We start from the raw sequence: 25,444 nt of genomic DNA, 5'->3' as shown, positions 1-25,444 counted from the left end.
CTTACTTGCATGCTCAAGGAGATATAAAATGACCCACTCGAGTACGCGAAGACCCCTTATACTAAAATCGTATGGTAGAGTGTTTATACAAATACTCAATTACGAGCGGATACTATCGGAAAAAAAAGAAATCCAGAATGTACGTGAGGCTGGCAGTAAAACTTATATCCGCTACTATAGATTTATCGACCAGTTAATCGAATTTAATATTCGTATTAAAGGAAAGGACACTCCACCACAAACTCGAAGCATTCGCCTTTTTCCATTACGCTGGGAAATGCTTCGCGAAAGTTTATTAAGTTCCGGATTCTCTAAAGTTGAACACTTCGGCGGCATTTCTCTGGATAGGTATGAACCAAATAAATCAAACGACTTATTCGTTATCGCAACTAAATAAAAATTATAGGAGGATTTATGAAAAAAGTATCTTATCAAATCGTTATCACTGTTTTAACAATTTTCCTGTCTGCTCTCACTGCGTCATCACAAGTTTGTGTGGATTGCCACAAAAATAACACTCCGAATATTGTTTCCGATTGGCAATTGAGCAAACATAGCAAGAATGAAGTTGCCTGTTCCACGTGTCATGGCGATGAACATAACTCTTCAACCAACGTTGAGTTGGCAAAAATTCCAACACCCGATAAATGCTCAGAATGTCATGATGATAAAGTTGAGCAATATAAAAAAGGAAAACATGCGCTTGCATGGGCAGCGATGAAAGCAATGCCTACAGCGCACATGCAGCCGATGGCATTGATGGAAGGCATGAAAGGCTGCGGCGGTTGCCATAAAATTGGAATGAAAACCGAGTCTGAAATCAAAGAATTGAAGAAACAAGGCGCCGGTTTTGGAGTTGCTTCATGCGATGCTTGCCATACTCGCCACACATTCTCGGTTCAGGAAGCTAAGCAGCCGCAGGCTTGCCAGACTTGTCATATGGGTTTCGACCATCCACAGTGGGAAATGTATTCTTCATCTAAACATGGTGTACGTTATTTATTAAAACAAAACAAAACGCTGCCTGAAAACACTGCCGCACCTACTTGTCAAACTTGCCATATGCAGGAAGGCAACCACGAGGTTCGAACAGCTTGGGGATTTCTTGCGGTCCGCCTTCCATTACCCGACGATAAACAGTGGGCTGATGACCGTGTAACTATTCTACAGGCGTTGAATGTGCTGGACCCTGATGGAAAACCTACACCGCGTCTCGATATTGTAAAAGCTGCCGATGTTGCCCGACTTACGCAAGAAGATTGGCAGAAAGAACGTGATAAAATGGTGAAGACTTGTAATCAGTGTCACTCGGCAAACTTTGCAAAAGGAGAGTTGGAGAAGGGCGACAATATGATTAAAGAAGCTGACAGGTTGATGGCGGAAGCAATTCGAACGGTTGCAGGTTTGTACAAGGATGGAGTAATTAAAAAAGCTAAGAGCTATACATACAACTTCCCGGACCTGCTCACTTTCCACGATGCACCCACCGAAATTGAACAAAAATTGTTTGTGATGTTTCTTGAACACAGGATGCGAACTTTTCAGGGTACATTCCACGCTAACCCCGACTATGCTCTGTGGTATGGATGGAGTGAGATGCAAAGGAGTTTAACTGAAATTAAAAATCTGGCAGTTGAAATGCGTGAGAAAACAAAGAAAAGGAAATAGTAAAGACATCCTGTGTGGAATGACACGTGCACTAGGAGTTTGCAAACAGGTAAACTCGAACACGGATATTAAACCCAGAAAATTCACTATAAGTGATAAGTTTCTATTAAACTTTTTCCTACAGAATTTTTACGGTTTTTTACAATTTCCTAATGAATTTTTTGGGTTAAACTGCTGACGAAATCGAGTAGGAAACTATGAATAACAAAGGGTAGTGAAAATACATTCACTACCCTATCACATTAACTCAATTGTATGAGTTGATTGAGTTCTTACTTGAGAAGTAACATTTTTTTAATTTTCACATATTTTTGTCCGACTGGATTGTCTTCATCTTTTACTGATTCGGCAACGATGCGGTAGAAGTAAATTCCAGAAGACAACTGAGCATTCACCGATGAAAACTCAACTTCCTGCGCCCCATCTTCCATCTCTTGTCTGTCGAGCAGGGTCGCTACTTCCTGTCCTAGAGTATTGTATATCTTTAACGTTACGATACTCGCCTGAGGTAAATAGAATTCAATTATCGTAGATGGATTAAACGGGTTAGGATAATTCTGGTTGAGTGTAAATTGTTCGGGTATTGCCGTTGGAACTGGGAAAATTGGAACATTTCCCATACTCAATGCCACACTATCCAAACGTAAGAAAGGAACTTCATCTAATAGTTTAACACCTTTGAGTTCTAATATAGCCCCAAAGCTTACCGTGTCCATTGGACCACTGAAAGCGCCGTTAATCTTTCTTATCTTTGTCCAGAGTGTTTCAGGATCCATACCTGCAAAAAGAGGAGGCATTGTGCATTGTGGATTTTGTGCGGTGTCTTTGTACGACGACATGTAAATATCCAGCATATCAGCTATCGTCCTGATCGGAGAATTGTTCATCGGATTGGTGCCACCCTCGTCGAAAATTAAATTTCCAAAGCCGGCGGGTGTTATACCATAATCGCTACCTAAAATATTTGCTCTCAGAGCTATGACTTCAGCGAACAGTTTATTGTTGTGTTTTGTTGGAGGTAGCGACTTTTGTTCATTTCTGATTGACTTGTTGTTGGAGAATTTATCCAAACACCTCGCAACGCCAATATGCATTCGGTCATTCTTTTCGACCAATGATTTTTGAACATGCTTATAATTCGGATGTACAACGGAATGTGGTCCGCCCACACCAACTTTAAGGTTAGTTCCAGCGCCCGCTGCTAAAAAGTTTATAGCATTAGGCATTGGAAGCCAGTACTCGTTCGTAAAGGTTTGCAAGTGTCCTACATATACTCCTCCTCCTGCAATCAACCACTTTTGTGTTGAGGCATGCTGTACGCCTATCTTACGTGAATATCCGTGTAAAACAACAGAATCGCCCGGTTGCACATACTCTATGAATGTTATTTTAATCCTCTTTAATTTCGCATCGAGGAATTCAATAGCTCCAGGTTTCGAGCAAGTTAACGTCGATGGAATCATTGACTTTGATGTATGAACAATAAGCCCGTGAGCTGGCAATGAATGATCATTATGTAGCGTAATTGTAAATTCGGTCTTATCGGGTTTCGGTTTTATTAAATTGTGTTTATTTTTCTGGTCAACGGCAAGGGCTAAACTATCAGGTAGAAATGTTCTGAATGTAAGTGTGAAGTTACTGTCCGATGTGTTACCGAAATTTATATCTCCTAAATGGCTTTCGGCGCCAAGGTTGACAAAATAGGGCCTAAAGTATGTTGGAAGAGTTTGTCTCCAGTAAGGTTTCCATACTTCACTCACCGAGTACTTACCGGGCCAAATTCCCGTAAAACCATAATTTCCGTCTGAATCGGTAATATTAGCAATGTTGGTAGTAGTTTCGTAGATAGTAAAACCGCTAAGTATAATTGTCCAGTTATTCAAACCAGGCTCACCTGCATCTTTAACTCCGTTTCCATTTATGTCGTTGAACTTCATACCCGCTATCGAGCTGGATTCAATTTGGTAATTTCCAAAATCTAGTGTATCGAATTTGCCATCGGGGATCATCGTTAGCATGTAGCACGACTCGGGGTACGATTGATACCAGCCGAGTAACGGTGTTTCCGATACTTTAAAAATTCCTTCGGGGATGTTTAAAAACTGATAGTAACCGCTGCTATCGGTCTTAGATTTTTTGTAGAGACTGTATTTACCACCTGAGCCTTGTCTGTACAACCGAATTTTAAATCCAGCTAAACATTCTTCGTTTTGGTCTCTGATACGATTTCTGTTACGGTCATGAAATTTTTGCCCTAATATTCCATTTACGGTTGGGTCATAATAGTTACCAAAATCTTTACCATCTACTGTTGAGAATAAATCAGGAATTCCAATAGTATAAAATTCTTCAGCCGGATAAGTTTGTACCCAACCTTTTTTCGTGTTCTCCATAACGATGTACATACCCGGTTCATAAACATATAATTGATATTGTCCGAGGGAGTCTGTACGGTCGTAATCGATAAAGTTACCGAGAGTATCGGTTAAAAGAATTTTCCATTCTCCGATTAGTGTATCTCCACCGTCATACGTACCGCTCCGATTTAGGTCGTAAAATTTAACACCATTAATAAAACTGGCATGAGTGTAATTACCAAAGTGGATACTATCTACAAGAGTATCGGGAGTTGCGAGATTAATATTCCATTGACCCGATTGTGGATAAGTTTGTACCCAATTTGGTTTAGGCGTTTCAGTAAGCGTATAACTGCCGAGCGGAAGAGGCAGCCAATATTTACCGCGGTAATTAGTGCGGGTCGTAAGCGAAATGCCCTGCCCAGTTGCTGTGATTAACCAATCTTTAACTCCACGTTCCCCAATATCTTTTATACTGTTATTGTTGACGTCGAAGAATTTTTTACCCGTTATCGTACCGCTTTGGTCGAAGATAATTACATCGTCAACGAACCAACCTGGAAATTCATTGAACAATTGGTCTCCTGTATCGAAGTAAAAGCGTATTTGGACCATTCGACCGGCATAAGCGTTTAGGTCAAGTGTAGTAATTATCCAACCATCGCTTGTGCCCGAAGGAGCGGCACCGTATCCACCCCTTAAGTGCGACCAGTTTGCGCCACCATCAGTCGTAACATCCACCATACAGTAGTCCCAACCCAATTCTGTTGTGTAATTCTCTGTGAATAACAAATTGATTGTACCTACAGTGCCACTTAAATTAATCGGCGGGGAGATTAGTGCGTTGTTAATTCTTGTTCCGTTATCGTAGTTTTCTTGCTGTTCAATGCCGATCCACCAGCTCGTAGAGGGTGAAGATGAATTTAAATTAGTTTGGTGCCAGATATCGGAATTGGAATAAGCAACCGTTGTCCATCCGCCAATACCTCCTTCCATGTTGTCGTAAAAGATTATATTGGAAGAGGTTTTATAGTTTAAGTCGATCTGAATTCCAACCTTGTTTGGTGAGGATGATTGTTTATAAAGATTTTCTTTTTTAGCTTCGTTCGCGATTCTCTGTTTATAATCGCGAAGTTGCTGATTAGCTTTCATTGCACGTTCGCGCAGAGAATTTGTTTGTTCTTGATAGGAGGCTTGTGAATGTGTAGATAATAAGATACTAGCTAGTACGAAATAGAGAATATTAATGAAATGCTCCCTTCCCTTGGTAATAAATATTTTAAGCAGTGTCGAATAAGTTTTCATAGTAACCTCATTTTATAATTTTTGATTGAAATGTTCATAGTGCAACTAATTACTAGGAAATTAATTATTTAAATAACGTCAGGAAAGTGGTGGCGAACGGTCTTTATTTTCAAAAAAATATTCAGAAGATATTAACCCGAATTCACAAATCCATAAAGGAGTATGATTTAAAATATTTTTATAAGATAGAAGTGTTGAAGAATAAATTTGGAGTGGCGCTGGTTGATTGTTTTCCTGTGTATGTTTCTTCTGTGTCCAAATCGGACGGATATCCTGAGAACAATTATTTACTTCGGGGGAATCTTTGGAATCAAGAAATGTTGCAAAGATTAAATTGAGTGAATAATTACCGTAAGCTGCCCCTTCTAAAGTATAGAAAAATAAAACAATAAAGATTATGATATGTTTTGTAAATTTATTCATATCCATAAAGTTGTTTATGCAGCTTAAACTCATAAAATTATAATTATTATTTATGAGAAAAGCAAGTTAATTTTTCAGTTATTTTTTGCAAGTGTATAGAATTATTTGTATATTAATCGTGTTAAAATTGGGGCCGTAGTTCAACTGGTTAGAGCGCCGCCCTGTCACGGCGGAAGTTGCGAGTTCGAGTCTCGTCGGCCCCGCAAAAACCCATCCTCCCGAAACGGAAGCTGGGTTTTTGAATTTATGGGGTATATCGGTTCAACACCGGATGTATTGTGGAGATTAGAAAGACATAATATGGGATGAAGTAGATCGACAAAAAGTAAGCGACCCTGGAAAATAGTTTATACTGAAAGTTATGGTACAAAACGAGAGGCATTGAAAAGGGAAAGAGAGATAAAGCGAATGAAACGGAATCGGGAAGTCTCGCTTGTCCCGTTAATTGAACGCAGTGAAATTTACGGGGTCGGCCCCGCAAAAACCCATCCTCCCGAAACGGAAGCTGGGTTTTTGAATTTATGGGGTATATCGGTTCAACACCGGATGTATTGTGGAGATTAGAAAGACATAATATGGGATGGAGTAGATCGACAAAAAGTAAGCGCCCCTGGAACATAGTTTATACTGAAGGTTATGGTACAAAACGAGAGACATTGAAAAGGGAAAGAGAGATAAAGCGAATGAAACGGAATCGGGAAGTCTCGCTTGTCCCGTTAATTGAACGCAGTGAAATTTACGGGGTCGGCCCCGCAAAAACCCATCCTCCCGAAATTGGAGGCTGGGTTTTTCGTTTTTATGGGATTTGTTTTTTGATATTTTCTCAATATATTATCACCATAATAACCAAAGAAGAGGTGTCGTATGAAAAGTATGAATTTAGTTCTGTGTTTCATATTTACGTTTCTGTTTTTATCTTGCAAAGAAGGCCCGCAAGAATTGTCACAGGATTACAGAGATGATCCAACAAATCCTTCGATTCAACCAAAGGTTATATGGGTTTGGATCGATTCTCCTCGACCATATGGTCGGTGGAACATGTTACCTGGTAAGCAAAATGATTCATTACCAGTTGGTTATAGACCAGGTCGGTTGCTCATCAGTTTTAATAAGATTATGGTCAGTTATTCGGTGATACCTAATGTTACAATTTCCTCCACTGAGAATGATTATCCGCAGTTAAGCACTTATGGCGCATATTCGGCGGACGGACAAACTTTTGAATGGCCTATTTACGGAAATTTTAAAGTTGCAAAACAGTATTTGATAATAGTGGATAAAAGTGTCCGGGATGTAACAAATCTAAATCTCTCTGAAGACTACAAAAAGGTTTTAATTCCCGAACCAAAATTGCGACTTATAGAATCGGAACCTAAGAATGGAGATTCGGCATATTATAATCCGACCATAGTAAGATTTGAATTTAATTCAGAAATTGATTCAAATTCATTAAAATCATCTGTAACAATTTCGCCATCCGTTCTTGGCAGATGGCAATTTGATTATTTCCCAAACCGTTTCGTAGCATTTGTTCCTCAGAATGGATTTAAAGCAAGTACTTGGTATGAGATTACATTCACAAAGTCATTAAAGGATATATTTAATAATGTTTTACCTAACGAGATAAAAATTAAATTTAAAACTCGACCGTTTAGAATTTATTATAACAGTCCATATGGGGGGCAGATAAATGTTGATCGAAGTACTCCAATTTCCTGCGGATTCAGTTTACCTATAGATACCTCAACTGTGCGTCAGAGTTTTACAATATCTCCGGCAGTTAGTGGTTATTTTTCTTACTACTATAATTCATTCTCGTTTTATCGAGATCAACTTTATGCACCGAATACAACCTACACTGTAACAATAAGTACGTCGTTACGGTCAAAAACTCAAGACCAATTGCAAAATCCTTACACATTCTCATTCACAACACGAAGTGATTAGAGAAGTATTTTTTAAATTCACACAAATAATCATAAACAAAATTAAAAGGAATAGTTCATGAAAACAAAATCAATCTTAATTATCACAATCATAATATCATTATTTGCATCTTTCTTATCTTTTGCAGATGATAAACCATCAAAAAATTATGGTAAAGATTTAACTGCTAAAAAAATAACTAAATTCAAAGATGCTGTAAGTAATCCAGGAAAATTCAAAAACAAAGAAATACTTATTGAAGGTACTGTCGTTTCAGTTTGTCAAACCAAAGGTTGCTGGATGGAGATATCCGACGGCAAAGAGATGATGCGTGTTAAATTCGAAGGGTATAGTTTCTTTGTCCCTTATGATTCAAAAGGGAAGAAAGTAAAAATCCAAGGAAAAGTAAATCGCGAAACTGTTAAGGAAGCAACTTACAAACATTGGCTTGAGGAAGCAGGAGAACCGGCAGAATTTATTGATAAAATAAAGGGCGACCAAAAAGTTGTTATGTTCACAGCCACAGGTGTCGTTATGGAAGAGGGGAGCGAGTTTACACCCGAGCAACTCGATAAAATTCAGGGTAAAACTAAGAAAGAAGACTCGGAAGGTCATAACCACTGATTGAATTTTGACGTCATCGTCAGAATGTGATTTGTGTCAGAGCTTTTAAAAATCTGAAGTTATAATTCAGAGCGAAAAAGCCGACTATTATTCGAGTCGGCTTTTTTAGTTTTATTGGTGACTGTTGACACAGTGCATGTAGTTAAATATTATTTTATTGGGGCAGGAATAATAATATGGACAAAATAAAATATTACTTTTCGCCCATTCCCAAACAAGTCAAAAAAGATTGGGAGCAAATTCTAATTCAGGAATTAGAAAACCAACATTATTTTACCATCGTTTATATGGAACTGGTAGAATCCGAAATACTAATCTGCATCCAATAAAAATGAGGTCGCTTATGAAAACCATCACTATCACAGCCCTTCTGGCAGCTCTTGTTGCTATACCACTACTGTTAAAATATAAAAAATCGAAACTGCTGCCCATCTTTGAAGATGAAAACAAGCGCTACGATATCGACGATTATATTTCCACAATCGGTTTGTAAACCGTTACTTTGTATCTAAAATTATTGGGAGTCCGTCTTTACCGCTGCCGATAATCACGATTTTTGAATTATTCGATTCTGCAATTTTCATTGTAGCTTCGATTCCTTTCCATCTCAATAACGGGTCGCTTATACCTTGGGCAACAATTTTTTGAAAATTGGAAATACCCTGAGCTTCGATAGCTTTTCGGTCGGCTTCCTGTTTTTCTTTAGTTAACACCCACTGCATGCGTTGACTTTCTTGTTCTGCGCGGAGCTTTTCCTCGATCGCCGCAGTCAAACCGGCAGGAAGTACAACTTGCCTTAACGGAGTTACTTCAATTGTGATTCCTCGTGGGGCTACTAAATTTTGTAATCCTGCAGTGATCTGTTGTCCAAGAATTTCCCGCTCTGATGTATAAAGTGCCTTTGCTTCATAGCCAGCCGTAACTCCACGGGTTACAGAACGGAATTGTGGTTCTAATATTATTCCAACGTAATTTTCACCGACTGTTTTATAAACTTCAGCAGCTTTATCTGGGTTTAAATGGAAGAGTGCACTAATTTCTAAACCTACCGCTAAACCCTCCTTCGACGGAACCTCCATCCGTTCTTTTATTTCTTGAGTTTTGATTGACATTTTGATTACACGTGCAAGTGGATTTACAAAATTTACACCTGCTTTTAGGGTGTTTTCTGATACATTTCCCAAGAAATCAACAACACCGACATTACCTGCTGGGATAACAGTAAATATTTGTGTAATTGCCAGAATAAAAGCTACCGCTGTTACTATTTGTGCGATTCCCGCGCTACCTTGATAAACTTTGTTGCCTTCAGTTTTAAATTTTCGACTCGAGTTTTTCCAAGTAATAAAAGCTACTATAGCTACGATGATTAAAAATATAAATAACATTTGTTCCTCCAATAGTTAGTTTTAAAGTAATGAATTATTGAGTTCAATTTAGTAAAAAGCAGGAGAAACTGCAAAACTTTGATTTTGCATTGAATTATTTTTATGTTTCAATAAAAATAATTATGACTATTGTAAAACCTAAAGCTCTCAAAAAGGGGGATACTATCGGTATTGTTGCACCGGCAAGTCCTCATAGTTCAAATGATAAACTTAATAGAGGAATAAGATATTTAGAACAACTTGGTTATAAACTCGTAATTGGAAAACATATTAATGATAAATTAGGTTACTTGGCTGGAACTGATAAAGGTCGAGCGAGTGATATAAATAATTTCTTTAGTGATAAAAAAATCAAAGCTATTTTTTGTACTCGTGGCGGTTATGGTTCGCATCGCATTCTTGAGCAGATAGATTATGACATCATCAAACGAAATCCCAAAATATTTGTCGGTTATAGCGACATTACAGCGTTACAACTTGCAATTCTTAAAAAAACAGGGTTGATCACTTTTGCAGGACCAATGTTAGTTACAGATTTATCGAAAAAATTATCTGCAGATTCTGAAGAACATTTTTGGAAATGTTTAACTTCTCCAAATCCTATGGGAGTTATTAATTTATTTGAAAATCAAACGCTGAAGGTATTAACGCACGGAAAAGTTGCCGGCAAAATTATTGGTGGTAATCTTTCTGTTATTGCAGCATTAGCAGGGACATCGTATCTACCCTCTTTTATAAATTCAATTTTAATTTTTGAAGATATAGACGAACGTCCATACCGAATCGATAGGATGTTGCATCAACTAAATTTAGCGGACTTGCTGGATAATCTTTCAGGAGTAATATTAGGCGATTTTTCAACTTGCCTTCCCGAGAAGGATAAACCTTCATTAAAATTAGAGGAAATATTTAAATCGGTTCTTAAAAATATTCCAATTATTATGGATATAAAATTTGGACACATCCCGAATTCGATTACTATTCCGTATGGAATTAATGTAAAATTAGATACTAAAAAGAACGAAATATCATTCTTAGAAAGTGCAGTAACAGATTTTTGATTATTCGTTAAATTATCGTTAAATTTGTATCAGAAAATTGAATTGTCAATTTGGCAGACAAACTTAAAATAGCGGTGTTGGCATCCGGCAGAGGATCGAATTTTCAAGCGTTGCTCGAATCTATTGAAAGCGGTTTAATCAAGGATGCTGAGGTTGTTTGCTTGATAAGCAATAATTCGGATGCCGGCGTGTTGAAGATTGCAAAAAACAAAAATATTTCTGCTCATCACATTTCGCGAAAACAATTTTCTACTGGTGCCGAATTTGACAACACCATATTGAATGTGCTTTTGCAGTGTGAAGTAAATTTTATTGTTCTTGCAGGTTATATGAAACTTCTTGATGTCTCAATCATCAAGAAGTTTCAAAATAGAATTATTAACATTCATCCTGCATTGCTTCCGCAGTTCGGCGGTAAAGGGATGTATGGCAGGTTTGTTCACGATGCAGTAATTGCAAGCGGCGAAAAATATTCCGGAGCAACTGTTCACATCGTGGACGAGAAATATGATAATGGTTCAATTGTATTACAGGAAAGAATTGCTTTGGTTGAAAACGAAACATCAGAAACGCTCGCTGCCAAAGTGTTAGAGATTGAACATAGAATATTACCTCAAGCAGTCAGGTTGTTTGCCGAAGGTAAAGTTGAAATTACAAATGGAAAAATAAAAATTCACCATAATGGAAAATAATAATTTAGTAAAAATAAAGAGGGTACTGATTAGCGTATCCGAAAAAACCGGTATTACCGATTTTGCCAAAAAATTACTGAAATGGAAGGTCGAGATAATTTCGACAGGCGGGACGTTGAAGACTTTACAAGCAGAAGGTATTCCGGCTAAATCGGTTTCCGAAATTACAGGTTTTCCAGAAATTTTGGATGGCAGAGTAAAAACGTTGAATCCTAAAATTCATGCCGCACTGTTGGCAGTCGCCGATAACCCTGTGCATCAAAAAGAGTTGACTGAATTGAGCATAGAACCGATCGATTTGATAGTCGTAAATTTATACCCCTTTGAAAAAACAGTGGCGCAACCGAATATCACATTTCCCGAAGCTATCGAACAGATCGATGTTGGCGGACCGACGATGCTGCGTGCCGCTGCAAAAAATTTTAAATTCAAAACTGCCGTTGTTAATCCTATTCGGTATCATAGTATCCTTGAAGAAATGGAGAAATATAATGGCTGCATAAGTTTAGCGACACGTTTCGAATTAGCTCAGGAAGTATTTCAACATACTGCCCGCTACGATGCAATGATTGCTAAATATTATGCTGCGCACGGTGAAAAAAAATCGAAAATGCCTGAAACACTTTCGATTGTTTTAAGAAAAGTAAGCGAACTCCGTTACGGCGAAAATCCACACCAAGCAGCAGCTCTCTACGGTGATTTCTATAACTACTTCGAAAAAATTCACGGCAAAGAGTTGTCATTCAACAACATCGTAGATATTGAAGCCGCGGTGGAATTGGTCGATGAGTTCGAAGAACCGACTGCTGCAATTATTAAGCATACTAATCCTTGCGGTGTTGGTTCCGACGGTCAGCTTGTTGAAGCTTATAACAAAGCGCTCGCTACTGACCCAAAAGCTGCGTTTGGCGGTGTGATTGTATTCAACAGAATTCTCGATTATAAAACTGCAAATTTATTGAACGATCTTTTTACTGAAGTAATAATCGCACCCGCTTTCGATCCTGAAGTATTGGAATTTATGCGAAGAAAAAAAGACAGACGTTTGATAAGGTATATCAAATCGATTGATGAAGAATTGAATATCAAAAAAATTGCAGGCGGTTTATTGGTTCAGGAATTCGATAGAGAAAAACTGAACAAAGATCGATTCAAAGTCGTTACAAACCGTCAACCGACTAATGCGGAATTTGATGCAATGCTTTATGGCTGGCGCGTGGTTAAACATTTAAAATCGAATGCCATCGTTCTTTCGACTACGGACAGGACAATCGGTGTTGGCGCCGGACAGATGTCGCGTGTCGATTCCACAAAATTTGCTATACTAAAATCTAAAAAAGCAAAATTAGAAACTAAAGGAACTGCAATGGCATCGGATGGCTTTTTCCCTTTTCCGGACGCCGTCAAGGAAGCATTCAAAGCCGGCGTTACAGCGGTGATTCAACCCGGTGGTTCAATACGCGATGCCGAAGTGATTAAGATCGCTAATGATAAAAATATGACAATGGTATTCACCGGCATTCGTCATTTTAAACATTAATTAACACTAACTAAAAATTTTAAAGAAATATAACAATGGGAATATTTTCGTTTTTCTCTGCCGATCTTGCAATTGATTTAGGAACTGCAAATACTTTAATATTTATGAAAGGTAAAGGTGTCGTATTAAACGAGCCTTCAATAGTTGCCTTCGATAGAAACACAAAGAAGATTGTTGCAATTGGCAACGAAGCCCGTGAAATGTTAGGAAGGACACACCGCGATATCAGAACTATCAGACCGATGAGAGACGGTGTAATTGCCGACTTTGAAATTGCCGAAGGAATGCTTCGTGAATTCATAAAAAAAATTCATTCAAGTTGGCTGCCGAGCAGGCGGATTGTTATTTGCGTTCCAAGCGGAGTTACTGAAGTTGAAAAACGTGCCGTCCGCGATTCTGCCGAACACGCCGGTGCCAAAGAAGTTCACCTGCTTGCCGAACCGATGGCCGCTGCTATCGGTGTCGGGCTCGATGTCGATGCCCCCGTTGGGAATATGATCGTTGATATCGGAGGGGGAACTACTGAAATCGCTGTTATAGCACTATCAGGAATTGTAAACGAAGAATCAGTTCGCATCGCAGGTGATGAAATGAACAATGCAATAATTCAATTTTTTAAAAAGAACCATAACATTCTTATTGGTGAACGAACAGCCGAGGCAATAAAGTGTGAAGTAGGTTCGGCTATGCCGTTAGAGGAGGAAATCACAATTCAGGTCAAAGGTCGTGACCTTGTTAACGGTATCCCTAAAACAACAGATGGTTCGTCAGTAGAAATACGTGAAGCCTTAAATGAATCTGTTCAACAAATTGTAGATGCGGTTAAATTAACTCTCGAACGCACTCAACCGGAACTCGCTGCCGATATTTTAGATCGTGGTATTATGCTGTCGGGCGGCGGTGCATTGTTGAAAGGGCTTGACGAAAGAATACGCCTTGAAACAAGTTTACCGGTTCACGTTTGCGAAGACCCGCTGACTGCAGTTGTTCGGGGAACAGGCAAAGTATTAGAAAATCTCAACCACTACTCGAGAGTTCTAATCAAACAACGGAGGTACTAACATAAATTTTAATGCAAAGAATTTTAACATTACTGATAGAATTTAAAGAATATTTTATTCTTACACTTCTTGTTTTGCTCTCTATAATTTTACTCACCTTAAACGATAATCCACAATTAAAAGCAATCCGTTCGTACACAGTTGCCACGATAGGAATAATACAAAATACATTAGCGATGGTGCCTAATATATTTGAATTACAGAGGGAAAATGAAGTGCTCCGTAAATTAAATGTTACACTTCTCGATGAAACCAGCCGGCTTCGTGAGTCAAAATTGGAAAACGTCAGCCTACGCGAATTGTTAGGTTTTAAAGAAAAAATTAAATACAAATTTGTTGCAGCCGACGTAATAGGGAAAACGCTTCACTTGCAGCGGAATACAATAACTCTGAATGTCGGTAAGAATAATAATGTAAATATAGATATGCCTGTTGTTTGTGAACAAGGTATCGTCGGAAGGGTAGTAGCAGTAAGTACAAATTATTCTATCGTTCAACTTTTATTGAATAAAGATTTCCGCACGAGTGTAAAAATTCAACGGAGCCGGGTAGATGGTATTTTAGCATGGGATGGCAGTGATAGATTGATGATGAAAAACGTATCAAAAAAACAGGATGTAAAAATTGGCGACGGTGCGATCACATCTGAGTATAGTAAAATATTTCCACCTGATATCAAAGTAGGTGTCGTAGCTTCGGTTATTGAAAATCCAATTACTTTGTTCAAAGATATTTTATTAGAACCGAGCGTTGACTTTACACGGCTCGAACAGGTTTTTGTTATCACCTCCATTGTTGATACAGAACGGGTGAATTTAGAAAATAAATTTTTGGAACGAAAAAAATAATGGGAAGATATCTTAAATTTATTTTCATCTCAATCATTTTTATCGTTCTCCAAACTACGGTCGCTAATATAATTTCCATCCGAAGTATTTCTCCCGACTTTTTACTTATTTGGATAGTGCTGATTGCTATCCGTTACGGACAGGTTGAGAGCACTCTGTTCGGATTTGCAATCGGGCTTCTTTACGATTTAGCAACCGGTGGTGTAATCGGGCTTTCTTCACTCAGTAAATCGGTCAGTGGATTTGTGGCAGGTTATTTCTATAACGAGAATAAAACTGAAATTACACTCGGCAGTTATCGTTTTTTGTTGATTGTGTTACTCACTGCTTTATTGCATAATTTATTTTATTATCTGATATATCTTCAGGGAAGCGAGTTAAACACTTTCAGGTCGATTGTTATGATTGGTGGAATTACTGCTCTTTACACTACAACTATTAGTTTGATGCCGGTGTTTATATTTATGAGAAAGTATTCTTTTATAAGATGACTGAAAATGTTACATATCATTCACGAAAAAATGTATTTTATGTTATACTTGGAATTGTTTTTTTAGTTTTCTTAGGTCGCTTAATACAATTACAATTTTTATATAGCGAAAAATATGGTAAAATGTCGTCTGAAAACGCTATCCGCAATGTGGCTGTCGCTCCTCTGAGAGGTTATATGTACGACAGGAATGGAATTTTGGTAGTAGATAACCGGCCCGCTTACAATGTTACAGTTACACCGGTCGAATTTGAAAATAAGAATCTTGAACTTCTAACTGAAATATTAAAAATGGAAAAGGGAGAAGTTCGTGAACGGATAGAAAAGGGAAAAAAATATAATCGATTTTCACCCGTAAAAATTAAACGTGATGTTGATTTCCAAACTCTTTCATTCGTAGAGGAATATAGCGGACAACTCAAAGGTGTCGAATACCAGTTCGAACCAAAAAGGTATTATCCTACTAAAGCTCATGGTTCACATTTGCTCGGATATATTAAAGAAATAACAGAATCTCAATTACAAAAATTGGGAGAATTCTATCGGCAGGGTGATATAATAGGCGCATCGGGACTTGAAGCCGGATACGAAAAATATTTACGCGGTAAAAAAGGTTTCGAGTTAATTACTGTCGATGCAGAAGGTAAAATTATTGGCAACTATAACGATGGAAAAAGTGATATCCAACCTGTTGAAGGAGACGATCTTGAATTAACTCTCGATATAAAAGTTCAGGCTTTAGCAGAGTCGCTGCTCTCCGATAAAAGGGGTGCGGTTGTTGCAATCGATCCCAACGACGGAGGAATTATTGCATTAGTTAGTAAACCAGATTTTAATCCCGAATTGCTTAGCGGTGTTACACCGTTAAACGTGTGGCAACAATTAAATACTGACCCTACCAAACCACTTTTCAATCGAGCGACTTTAACAAATTATCCCCCCGGTTCGACTTTTAAAATGTTATTAGCTTTAGCCGCATTGCAAGAAGGCATCATCGACGAAAACTGGAGGGTAAACTGCCGTGGTAGCTTTACTTTTGGTAATAAAGTTTTCAAAGATATGCACGTTCACGGGCCAACTAATGTAGTTGAAGCTATTCAACGTTCGTGCAATGTTTTCTTTTATCAACTAATGTTAAAAACCGGATTGCCAACTTGGTCGAGATATGGAAAGCAATTTGGTTTTGGTACACCAACAGGTATTGATATACTTGAGGAAAATTCAGGGCTTCTTCCATCCGAAGAATATTACAATCGACGCTACGGCAAAGGAAGATGGACACAAGGTTATTTGGTCAGCTTAGGGATTGGACAAGGAGAGCTGGGTGTTTCACCGCTTCAGTTAGCCGCTTATGCAATGGTGCTTGCAAACGAAGGCAAATATTATAAACCGCATGTAGTTGATAAGATTAAAGAAAAAGAAAATAAAAAAAATATTAAAATTCAAACTGAGATGCGACAGATAAATTTGAAGAAGGAAGTTTGGAAATCAGTTCGTGAAGGATTGTACCGCGCAGTTAATGTTTCCGGTGGAACGGGTGCTTCAGCTCGTGTTCCCGGTATAAATGTAGCCGGAAAAACCGGTACTGCTCAGAATCCACACGGCAAAGACCACGCTTGGTTTATCGGTTTTGCACCATACGAGAATCCGAAAATCGCTATTTGCGTTTTAGTCGAGAATGTCGGCTATGGCGGCGTTTTCGCTGCCCCAATTGCCGGACTTTGTATCGAGCAGTTTTTATACGGCGAAATTATACGTAACAAACTGAATCAACCTAAACTTATTTTACCCAAAACTGAAACGGAACAAATTCGCGACTGATTATGCAAAACTGGTTTTCTGAAAATATTAATTTTGGTATTCTGATTTCTACTCTGCTATTAGTTCTCATCGGACTTGGCTCAATCTATTCAGCGACTTATGATGCAGGCGCTTCCGATTTCTTTAACCGACAGCTAATTTGGGCGGGTATCGGCTTGGTTGCTATGTTAGTTGTGATGTTCGTTCCTTTCCGGACGTTGCAGTTGCTTTCATATCCACTGTATATTTTTTCCATTTTAATGTTAATAGCTGTGTTGATTTTTGGAAAAACTGTGGCGGGTTCTAAAAGCTGGTTTGGCTTCGGGACATTCGGACTTCAACCTTCGGAGTTTGTAAAAGTAACATGTGTACTGGCGCTTGCTACTTATCTTTCGGATAAAAAAATAAATTTGTCCCGATTTAAAAATCTAATCGTTGCACTCTTAATAGTTTTAATACCAGTTGTACTAATCATCCGTCAACCGGATGTGGGTACTGCAATCATATATATTTTGATGCTTATTCCGGTTTTGTACTGGGCAGGTGCATCGTTGACTTTGCTGCTGATAATAATTTCCCCCGCAGCAGCGGCAGTTGCTGCTTTGTTTGGAATAACTCCTTTCTTGATCGTTCTTGCAGCGCTTTTAATTACTTTCTTTGTGTTAAAAGAAAATAAATTAATTTCTGCAATTATTTTTTCGATAACTGTGTTAGTTGGGGTTTCAGTACAGTTTATATATGGCAAGTTAGCTCCTTACCAACAAAAACGAATCGATGCGTTTTTAAATCCCGAAGCCGATCCATTAGGGTCTGGTTATAACGTAATTCAATCGAAAGTTGCTATTGGTTCAGGGGGTGTCTTCGGGAAAGGTTTTTTGGAAGGAAGTCAAACGCAATTGAATTTTATACCGGCTCAATGGACTGATTTTATTTACTGCGTTCCGGCAGAGGAGTTTGGTTTCGTAGGTTCAATTTTAATTTTAATTCTCTTTGCTTATATTCTCTTTAGAAGTATTAACGTTGCTTCGACAGCTAAGAGCAGATATGCAAGTTTGGTTACAATGGGTGTTGTTTCAATTTTTACGGCTCATATTTTAATTAACATTGGAATGGTAATGGGAATAATGCCGGTCATCGGAGTTCCGCTTCCTCTTTTAAGTTACGGCGGCTCGTTCCTGCTGTCAACAATGTTGATGGTTGGTTTACTTCTTAATATGTACATTAATCGGAAAGAGTACTGATATGAAAAATATTCAAAAGAAAATCGAAGTTCCGGTCAGTAAATTGCGCTGGCGGTTTGATATAAGTAAATTAAAATTCAATTCATTTGAGGAAATTCTTCCATCGAAGGAAATTATCGGACAAGAACGTGCATTAAGAGCTTTACGCTTAGGTTTGGAGATGAAGCATTTCGGTTATAATGTTTTTGTTGCTGGATTCTCAGGTACCGGAAGAACTACCACGATCAAACGACTTCTAAAAGAATTTGAAGCTAAGAAAACAGATCTTTCCGATTTCTGTTATCTTCATAATTTCGATAATCCTGATCAACCGATTCTTGTACAAATAAAAGCCGGCGAGGGGAGTGCTTTAAAAAAAGAGATGGCTGATTTTCTCGATGACATGTTAAGAGATATACCCGCGGTGTTCGAGAGCAAACGGTATCAGGAGGAGCGGAAAAGAATTTTAGAACACTTTCAAAGCCGGCAACGGACTGTCCTGAAAGAATTCGAAAAAAAAGTTAAGGCAAAAGGTTTCGAAGTTGTTCAGGTTCAAGTTGGCACTACTATGAGACCCGATGTCGTACCTGTTATCAACGATGTGTCGGTCAATTTCGAACAAATCGATACGATGATTCAACAAGGCGAAATTACACGTGAACGTGTAGAGGAACTATATCATGGACGCCGTAATCTTGAATCGCAAATGGAAATTATCATGCGCGAGATGCGGAACATCGAACGCAAACTTAATGAATCGATAGATGAATTAGGCGTCAAATCGGTTTTACCGATTGTCCGGGAACACGTAGATAAGATTTGTAAAAAATTTTCCTGCGATAAGCTGTTCGGTTTTATGGAAAATCTTGAAGAGAATATATTATCGAATTTAAATCGCTTCAATCCGCATCCTCCATCTCAGCCGGTTATGCCGGGAGACCAATCGCCACCTGAAGAAGACGAGTTCATCGAATTCAGAGTAAATGTGATTGTCGATAATTCTAAAACTGAAGGAGCCCCGATAATAATAGAAACAAATCCACGGTATAAAAATATATTCGGAACAATTGAGCGTGAAGTGGATAAAAACGGTGTGTGGCGTTCAAATTTTACTATGATTAAAGCCGGTTCGTTATTAAAAGCAAACGGAGGTTACTTAATTTTAAATGCTCTCGATACTCTTATCGAACCGAGTGTTTGGCAAACACTGAAACGAACGCTGCGTAATCAGCATTTGGAAATTCAATCTGTTGAAACCGGTGTCTTCGGGGCTACATCTGCGTTAAAGCCGCAACCAATAAAATTAGATGTTAAGGTGGTGATGATAGGCGATGCCTACATTTATAGCGTACTGTATGATGCTGATGATGATTTCAAGAAAATATTTAAAGTTCGTGCCGATTTTGATGTAGTGATGGAAAAGAACAAATCTTCCATCAACAATTATTTGAATTTCATTAAGATGATTAGCGACGAAGAAAAACTCAAAGCGCTCGATAAATCTGCTATTTGCGAAGTAATCGAATATGGTGTGAGGTTAGCGGGGAGACAGAAGAAACTGTCCACCAGATTTAATTTAGTTGCCGATGTTTTGCGTGAATCGAATTACTGGGCGATGAAAGATAAAACTGAAAGGATTACAGTCAAACACGTTCGCAAAGCATTAGACGAAAAAGCTTTCCGTTTAAAAATGATCGAGGAAAAAATTCAGGAAATGATCCTTGACGGAACTATATTAATTGACAGCAAAGGTTCAGTTGTCGGTCAAGTAAACGGATTATCGGTTTATGACTTTGGAGAATATGCTTTTGGAAAACCGTCACGAATTACAGTTACTACTGCGATGGGTAAAGCAGGCGTAATCAACATCGAGAGAGAAGCCGAACTGAGCGGACCTACGCACAACAAAGGCGTGTATATTTTGAGTGGTTACTTACGCAGTAATTATGCTCAAAACAAACCACTCGTAATGAGTGCAAGCGTAGCTTTCGAGCAATCGTACGGTGGTGTTGATGGCGATAGTGCTTCATCGGCTGAAATTTATGCAATTCTTTCAAGTTTAGCCGGAATCCCGTTACGCCAAGACATCGCTGTAACCGGTTCTGTGAATCAACGCGGCGAAATCCAACCGATAGGCGGGATTAATGAAAAAATCGAAGGCTTCTTCGATATTTGCAAAGCTCGCGGGTTAACCAGTAAACATGGAGTTCTAATTCCTTTTCAAAATATTGGTGATTTAATGCTACGGCACGATGTAATTGAGGAAATCAAGAAGGGGAAGTTCCACGTTTATGCTATCAAAACAATTGATGAAGGAATTGAATTATTAACAGGTATTCCGGGGGGTAAAAAATTAAAAAACGGAGAATATCCAAAAGGAACTATTCATCATTTAGTAGATAAGCGGCTCACTGAATTTGCAAAATGTTGGAAGGAAATCGAAACAGACGAGAAGGAGTAACCATTTTGCCCGCGAAGTCGAAAACCGGTTTTGTTTATCACGATCAATTTTTACTACACCACACAGGCGTCGGTCATCCTGAAAAACCTGATAGATTAAAAGCGATTGTATCGCAATTACAAACTACAGGCGTGTGGAATAATCTTCAACATCTTTTCATCGATTCTGCACCAACCGAAACAATCCGGCTTGTCCATTCTTCGCAGCATATTAAATACGTGAAAGAGAGATGCGAGCAAGCAGGTGAGTCGGGGAATTTGTTTCTCGATCAGGGTGATACGACGGTTTCCTCGAACTCATACAGCGTCGCTATTCTTGCAGCTGGCGGAGTTGTCGCAGCAGTCGATGCTGTGTGCAGCGGTGTATTAACAAATGCTTTTTGCGCCATCCGACCACCGGGACACCATGCTGAAACCAATACTCCGATGGGGTTTTGCCTCTTCAACAACGTTGCAATCGCAGCTCGGTATGCACAAGAAAAATTTAATGTCCGAAATGTTGCAATAGTCGATTGGGATGTTCATCACGGAAACGGTACACAGGAAATATTTTACAACGACCCCTCTGTTTTTTATATCAGTACACATCAATACCCTTTTTATCCAGGAACAGGTGCGAAGTCGGAACGAGGCGCCGGTAAGGGCGAAGGTTTTACTCTAAACTGCCCGATGAAAGCAGGTAGCAGCGAAGCCGATTACTTGCAAACATTCAAAACCGAAATCGTTCCTGTATTGGATACCTACCAACCAGAACTGATTCTGATTTCGGCAGGATTCGATGCTCATCAAGATGATCCACTTGCCAATATCAATCTCACTGAAAATTCGTTCGGTCTATTTACTGAATTATTAGTAGAAGTTGCCTTGAAATATTCCGACAATAAAATTGTATCAGTTTTGGAAGGTGGTTACAATTTAAACGCTTTGAGTAAAAGTGTTCAAAAACATATTGAAATCTTAATGAAACCTTGAAAGGCAGCAAAATGTCGAAGATTAAAGCTATAGCAACGGAACAACTCGATTATACGATAAGCGGAATTAAATTAAGATATGGTATTACAGAAATTATGATGATGATGGGTTCACATTTTTTTAAAATAGTTTCATACCTTCTCACCTTCATAATTATATTTGCAATCGCTGCCGTTGTTATTCCATATATTGATCGAGCAAAACAATATCCGATGTTCCAGTTCATCGCAAAGTCTGCTGATACAGCAACCACTCTGTTGCGTCAGCAAGTGCCGACAAAAATAAAGGGGAACGAGGTGGGAATTTGGATTATTATTATTGGTGCGTTAATTTTTAAAAGCTCATCCAGAAGTTTTTCAGAGAAGTTGGGCGAAAAGGTTTATTTTATACACTTCAAACGAAAATATAAATTTTGGAAATCGCAACAGCATATTAAAGAAGGTTCGGCCATCACAAATAAATTAGACCAAACTTTGAATAATTTGGAAAAAGCAAAGCCCAAGGAGAGGGAAGAAATATTAAAACAGTTTATCGAAACAAAGAAAAAATTAGATGCTATGGGAAGAGATTTAGCTTTTCTCTCGATTGATGTAGTTGAATCTACAAAAATGAAAGAGGGGGAAGAAAAAGCTTTTGTTGAGCATGATTTCAGAGAATTTAAACGTTTTGTTGATGGCGTGTTACTTACAAATAATGTTTTAAAAACTACATGGACACCTGATGGAGTTATGTCGTGTTTCGAACGTGTCGATCAAGCTGTTACTGCAGGACGGCAGGTTATTATTGGACTTGAAGCGTTCAACAAAAATATAAAAACTATGAAGCGCGATTTTGTTGTGAGGGGTGGAGTGAATTCGGGATTTGTTTATTACAACCCAAACTTACCACTCGAAGAAATTGCCGACCGTGTAATTGATATTGCAGGGCATTTCCAAAAACATGCGAAACCGAATTCAATTTGGATTGCTAAGCCATCAATTGAGCCGCTCGCTACTCGCGATGGTTTTCTTCCAACCACCGAAGTTGTGGATGGATATGAGGTCTATGAGTGGAAGAAGCAGTAAACTAATGGTCAATGGTCAATGGTCAATTGCTAATAGAATAATTGTATAATTCCGTATGTGCGTGCCCTTTAAAATGATACATCGGATGCATCAAAAGAAGATCTGTTTCGACATTTGGTAATAACGAGATTGTATCATCCGGGCAGTAAACTAAAAACAGAAGATGATTTACGAAAGATGGGATTTTCAAAAGAGGGAAAACACCAACATCCGCAAATTTACTTGGGACTATTAGTTAGCGTAGAAGGTTATCCGATAGGTTATGATATTTTTGAAGGCAACATATTCGAGGGGCATACTTTGATCCCTACACTTGATAAATTTGAAAAGCGGTTTAGTTTGAACAAACCAATTGTTATAGCTGATGCGGGGTTATTAACACAAGAAAATATTCGTTCACTTCAATCAAAAGGATATACATATATCATAGGCGCACGAATAAAGAATGAAACGAAAAAAAACAAACAGAAGATATTGACGGAAAAATGGTTTGATGGACATTCGATTAGAATTAACAAAGATGAGCATACACGACTTATTGCAGCATATTCGGCAAAACGAGCGGCAAAAGATGCCCATAGTCGACGAAGAGGATTAAATCGATTAGAAAAAAATCTTAAAGCGGGAAAATTGAAAGGCTACATTACTAATACCAAATTAAAGCCCAAACAAATTATCTAAAACCGATTTTCGCATACGCCCGATTTATCATCGCTTAAAAAACAGAATTGACGGACACATTTGTGTTGCCTTTAGCGCTTACACGGTCTATAAAGAGTTGGAAAGAATCTTGAAGAAAGAAAAGTCCGCAATAAGCCTTAAAAGGGCAGCCGAGTTAACACACAATATTTATCAAATCAATATTGTGCTACCCGAATCGCAACACCATAAATCCATACTCTTAAAGATGGATGACGAACAATCAGAGTTATATCGTATTATTCTTAAAAACTTTTAGGGTGCTGCATTGCGGAAAACAGGAAAAAGCCCGAATTATTCACTCGGGCTTAGTTTAAAAAAAATAAAAATTAGATTTTAATTAAAAACCACTAACATTTAATCTTCCACCGGTTACACATTTACCGGACAAAGAACTGGTTGGAACTGTGCTGGAGAGGATTGCACTCTTAATAGTTGCAGCAGATGCACCTGCGTGGGTTGCCGCGTATAAAGCAACTCCTCCTGTAACGTGAGGTGTTGCCATCGATGTTCCGCTGTAGGATGCATATGCAGAAAGCTTTCCACTTTTGCTGGGTACTGTTGAAAAGATGCTTGAGCCGGGAGCGCCAAGATCAACAGTTGTTGCACCATAGTTCGAGAAACTGGATAATGTGCCAGTTGAAGTAATTGAAGCAACTGCGATGATATTTGCATTCGGATACCCGGATGGATAACTTATCGTTGCATCATTGTTAGCACCGTTGTTACCGGCTGCGGCAACAAATAGGATATTTGCTTGATTGGCGCGTTCAATGGCATCTTGCAAGGCTTGCGAGAAAGCACCGCCACCCCATGAATTATTAGTTGCAGGAATGTTTAGCCCGTGACGTGTCTTGAGATCGGTAAAATAATCGACTGCTTTGATCGCATTTGTTGTGGTCCCACCGGCCGCCCCTAAGAACTTCCCTGAAATTATTCTAACACTCCAACAAATACCTGCAACTCCTTTAGCGTTCCCACCTATCGCTCCAATCGTTCCGGCTACGTGTGTTCCATGGTCGTCTGAAGCGCCATCATAAACAGTTTTATCATTGTTTACGAAATCCCATCCGTTGATATCATCAATATAACCGTTACCATCGTTATCAATTCCGTCATTCGGATCAAAGGGATTCACCCAAATATTTGCTACAAGGTCTTCATGTGTGATCATAATTCCCTCATCGATTATTCCAACGATGACCGTATTTAAACCTACATTGCCTGCTGCCCAAGCCTCGCCGGCTTGACTTCCGAATTGATTTGCCGGAGATGTTGCATCTCCATACATCCCCCACAAAGATCCGTTAGTATAATAGGGGTCGTTCGATGTTGCAGTGTGGTAATAAATGTAATTCGGTTCGGCATACTCGACATCAGCCTGACCTTGAAGTGCGTGTACAGCATCGGGAACGTGCATAGAAGTGCGGACTAATGTAATACCTTCTTTATCGCCAAATTTTTCCATTGTACGGGTTCGGATTTTTTCGGTTACTGTACCGCCGACTTTTTTAAGTGTTATTTCCCGTTGGCTGCTTGGTGTCCCTGCACGATATTTAACAATAATTTCGCCTGGAACATATTGATTACCAAGTCCTTGTGAATTCGCTTTTTCCAACGTTGGCGGATTTTGTGTTGGCGTTGTGTTGGTTAATAATGATGGCTCATCACCAGTTTGGCATCCATAATATGTAATCATTATGGATACAAAAAAAATTCCCACAAAAAAAGTTTTTGTGTAAATAAAAATACTTTTTGCATAACATCTCCTGTAAAAGTTGTTAATGATTGTTAATTAAGGGCGGTTCCAAAAATTGACTTATTGAATACTTTTTTTTGTATATTT

The 25,444-nt window shown here is 38.6% G+C and carries 23 protein-coding genes and 1 tRNA gene; 20 read left to right on the top strand and 4 right to left on the bottom strand.

The features are described from left to right. Positions 1-397 (top strand): hypothetical protein (locus QME58_09745; protein ID MDI6804114.1); only part of this gene is annotated, 397 nt, incomplete at its 5' end. 17 nt (positions 398-414) lie between these two features. Then, positions 415-1,668 (top strand): multiheme c-type cytochrome, encoded by a 1,254-nt coding sequence (locus QME58_09740; GenBank protein ID MDI6804113.1) that lies wholly within the window; start codon positions 415-417, stop codon positions 1,666-1,668. Positions 1,669-1,940: 272 nt separating this feature from the next. On the opposite strand, the gene QME58_09735 is transcribed toward QME58_09740, so the two are convergent. Both QME58_09735 and QME58_09730 read right to left on the bottom strand, forming a co-directional pair. Then, positions 1,941-5,330: an SdrD B-like domain-containing protein gene (locus QME58_09735; GenBank protein ID MDI6804112.1), complete on the bottom strand. Its 3,390-nt coding sequence runs from the start codon at positions 5,328-5,330 to the stop codon at positions 1,941-1,943. Positions 5,331-5,408: 78 nt separating this feature from the next. Continuing rightward, positions 5,409-5,753, bottom strand: a complete 345-nt coding sequence (locus tag QME58_09730) for a hypothetical protein (GenBank protein MDI6804111.1) — start codon at positions 5,751-5,753, stop codon at positions 5,409-5,411. A 129-nt stretch (positions 5,754-5,882) separates the two neighbouring features. Between QME58_09730 and QME58_09725 the strand changes: the two genes are divergently transcribed. The 6 genes from QME58_09725 (at position 5,883) to QME58_09700 (ending at position 8,796) form a co-directional block, all read left to right on the top strand. Then, positions 5,883-5,956: transfer RNA gene (locus QME58_09725), tRNA-Asp, on the top strand. Positions 5,957-6,274: 318 nt separating this feature from the next. Beyond that, positions 6,275-6,715 (top strand): GIY-YIG nuclease family protein, encoded by a 441-nt coding sequence (locus tag QME58_09720; GenBank protein ID MDI6804110.1) that lies wholly within the window; start codon positions 6,275-6,277, stop codon positions 6,713-6,715. Beyond that, positions 6,618-7,700, top strand: coding sequence for an Ig-like domain-containing protein (locus tag QME58_09715; protein MDI6804109.1), 1,083 nt, complete (start codon positions 6,618-6,620; stop codon positions 7,698-7,700). Before QME58_09720 ends, QME58_09715 begins: the two co-directional genes overlap by 98 nt. Before the next feature lie 57 nt (positions 7,701-7,757). Continuing rightward, positions 7,758-8,303, top strand: a complete 546-nt coding sequence (locus QME58_09710) for a DUF4920 domain-containing protein (GenBank protein MDI6804108.1) — start codon at positions 7,758-7,760, stop codon at positions 8,301-8,303. A 176-nt stretch (positions 8,304-8,479) separates the two neighbouring features. Then, the gene (locus QME58_09705) at positions 8,480-8,632 is read left to right on the top strand and encodes a hypothetical protein (protein ID MDI6804107.1); all 153 of its coding nucleotides are present in this window, start codon (positions 8,480-8,482) and stop codon (positions 8,630-8,632) included. Positions 8,633-8,646: 14 nt separating this feature from the next. Next, positions 8,647-8,796: a hypothetical protein gene (locus tag QME58_09700; GenBank protein MDI6804106.1), complete on the top strand. Its 150-nt coding sequence runs from the start codon at positions 8,647-8,649 to the stop codon at positions 8,794-8,796. Positions 8,797-8,800: 4 nt separating this feature from the next. Here QME58_09700 and QME58_09695 read toward each other — a convergent pair whose 3' ends face one another. Continuing rightward, on the bottom strand, positions 8,801-9,691 hold the full coding sequence (locus QME58_09695; protein ID MDI6804105.1) for a prohibitin family protein: 891 nt from the start codon (positions 9,689-9,691) through the stop codon (positions 8,801-8,803). A 122-nt stretch (positions 9,692-9,813) separates the two neighbouring features. Between QME58_09695 and QME58_09690 the strand changes: the two genes are divergently transcribed. From QME58_09690 to QME58_09635, 12 genes are all read left to right on the top strand, one after another. Next, positions 9,814-10,752 (top strand): LD-carboxypeptidase, encoded by a 939-nt coding sequence (locus QME58_09690; GenBank protein MDI6804104.1) that lies wholly within the window; start codon positions 9,814-9,816, stop codon positions 10,750-10,752. A 50-nt stretch (positions 10,753-10,802) separates the two neighbouring features. Further along, on the top strand, positions 10,803-11,444 hold the full coding sequence (gene purN, locus QME58_09685; protein MDI6804103.1) for a phosphoribosylglycinamide formyltransferase: 642 nt from the start codon (positions 10,803-10,805) through the stop codon (positions 11,442-11,444). Further along, a complete protein-coding gene (gene purH / locus QME58_09680) occupies positions 11,434-12,984 on the top strand; it encodes a bifunctional phosphoribosylaminoimidazolecarboxamide formyltransferase/IMP cyclohydrolase (protein ID MDI6804102.1) in 1,551 nt (516 codons plus the stop codon). Before purN ends, purH begins: the two co-directional genes overlap by 11 nt. Before the next feature lie 35 nt (positions 12,985-13,019). Further along, positions 13,020-14,045 carry a rod shape-determining protein gene (locus QME58_09675; GenBank protein ID MDI6804101.1) on the top strand — a complete coding sequence of 342 codons (1,026 nt, stop codon included), beginning with the start codon at positions 13,020-13,022 and terminating at the stop codon, positions 14,043-14,045. An 11-nt stretch (positions 14,046-14,056) separates the two neighbouring features. Continuing rightward, positions 14,057-14,893 carry a rod shape-determining protein MreC gene (gene mreC, locus QME58_09670; GenBank protein ID MDI6804100.1) on the top strand — a complete coding sequence of 279 codons (837 nt, stop codon included), beginning with the start codon at positions 14,057-14,059 and terminating at the stop codon, positions 14,891-14,893. Then, positions 14,893-15,384 carry a rod shape-determining protein MreD gene (gene mreD / locus QME58_09665; GenBank protein MDI6804099.1) on the top strand — a complete coding sequence of 164 codons (492 nt, stop codon included), beginning with the start codon at positions 14,893-14,895 and terminating at the stop codon, positions 15,382-15,384. The genes mreC and mreD overlap by 1 nt, the downstream gene beginning before the upstream one ends. After that, the gene (gene mrdA, locus QME58_09660) at positions 15,381-17,204 is read left to right on the top strand and encodes a penicillin-binding protein 2 (protein ID MDI6804098.1); all 1,824 of its coding nucleotides are present in this window, start codon (positions 15,381-15,383) and stop codon (positions 17,202-17,204) included. The genes mreD and mrdA overlap by 4 nt, the downstream gene beginning before the upstream one ends. A gap of 2 nt (positions 17,205-17,206) precedes the next feature. Continuing rightward, the gene (rodA, locus tag QME58_09655) at positions 17,207-18,424 is read left to right on the top strand and encodes a rod shape-determining protein RodA (GenBank protein MDI6804097.1); all 1,218 of its coding nucleotides are present in this window, start codon (positions 17,207-17,209) and stop codon (positions 18,422-18,424) included. A gap of 1 nt (position 18,425) precedes the next feature. Then, a complete protein-coding gene (locus QME58_09650; protein ID MDI6804096.1) occupies positions 18,426-20,864 on the top strand; it encodes an ATP-binding protein in 2,439 nt (812 codons plus the stop codon). Next, a complete protein-coding gene (locus tag QME58_09645; protein MDI6804095.1) occupies positions 20,828-21,835 on the top strand; it encodes a histone deacetylase in 1,008 nt (335 codons plus the stop codon). Before QME58_09650 ends, QME58_09645 begins: the two co-directional genes overlap by 37 nt. An 11-nt stretch (positions 21,836-21,846) precedes the next feature. Further along, a complete protein-coding gene (locus tag QME58_09640; GenBank protein MDI6804094.1) occupies positions 21,847-22,899 on the top strand; it encodes a guanylate cyclase in 1,053 nt (350 codons plus the stop codon). 114 nt (positions 22,900-23,013) lie between these two features. After that, entirely contained in the window at positions 23,014-23,580 is a 567-nt protein-coding gene (locus QME58_09635; protein ID MDI6804093.1) for an IS1634 family transposase, read from the top strand. A 358-nt stretch (positions 23,581-23,938) separates the two neighbouring features. On the opposite strand, the gene QME58_09630 is transcribed toward QME58_09635, so the two are convergent. Continuing rightward, positions 23,939-25,297: a S8 family peptidase gene (locus QME58_09630; GenBank protein ID MDI6804092.1), complete on the bottom strand. Its 1,359-nt coding sequence runs from the start codon at positions 25,295-25,297 to the stop codon at positions 23,939-23,941. Positions 25,298-25,444: the final 147 nt, after the last annotated feature.

Source organism: Bacteroidota bacterium, assembly GCA_030017895.1.
Lineage (GTDB): Bacteria > Bacteroidota > Ignavibacteria > UBA10030 > BY39 > JASEGV01.
This window is presented reverse-complemented; position numbering and strand designations above follow the sequence as displayed.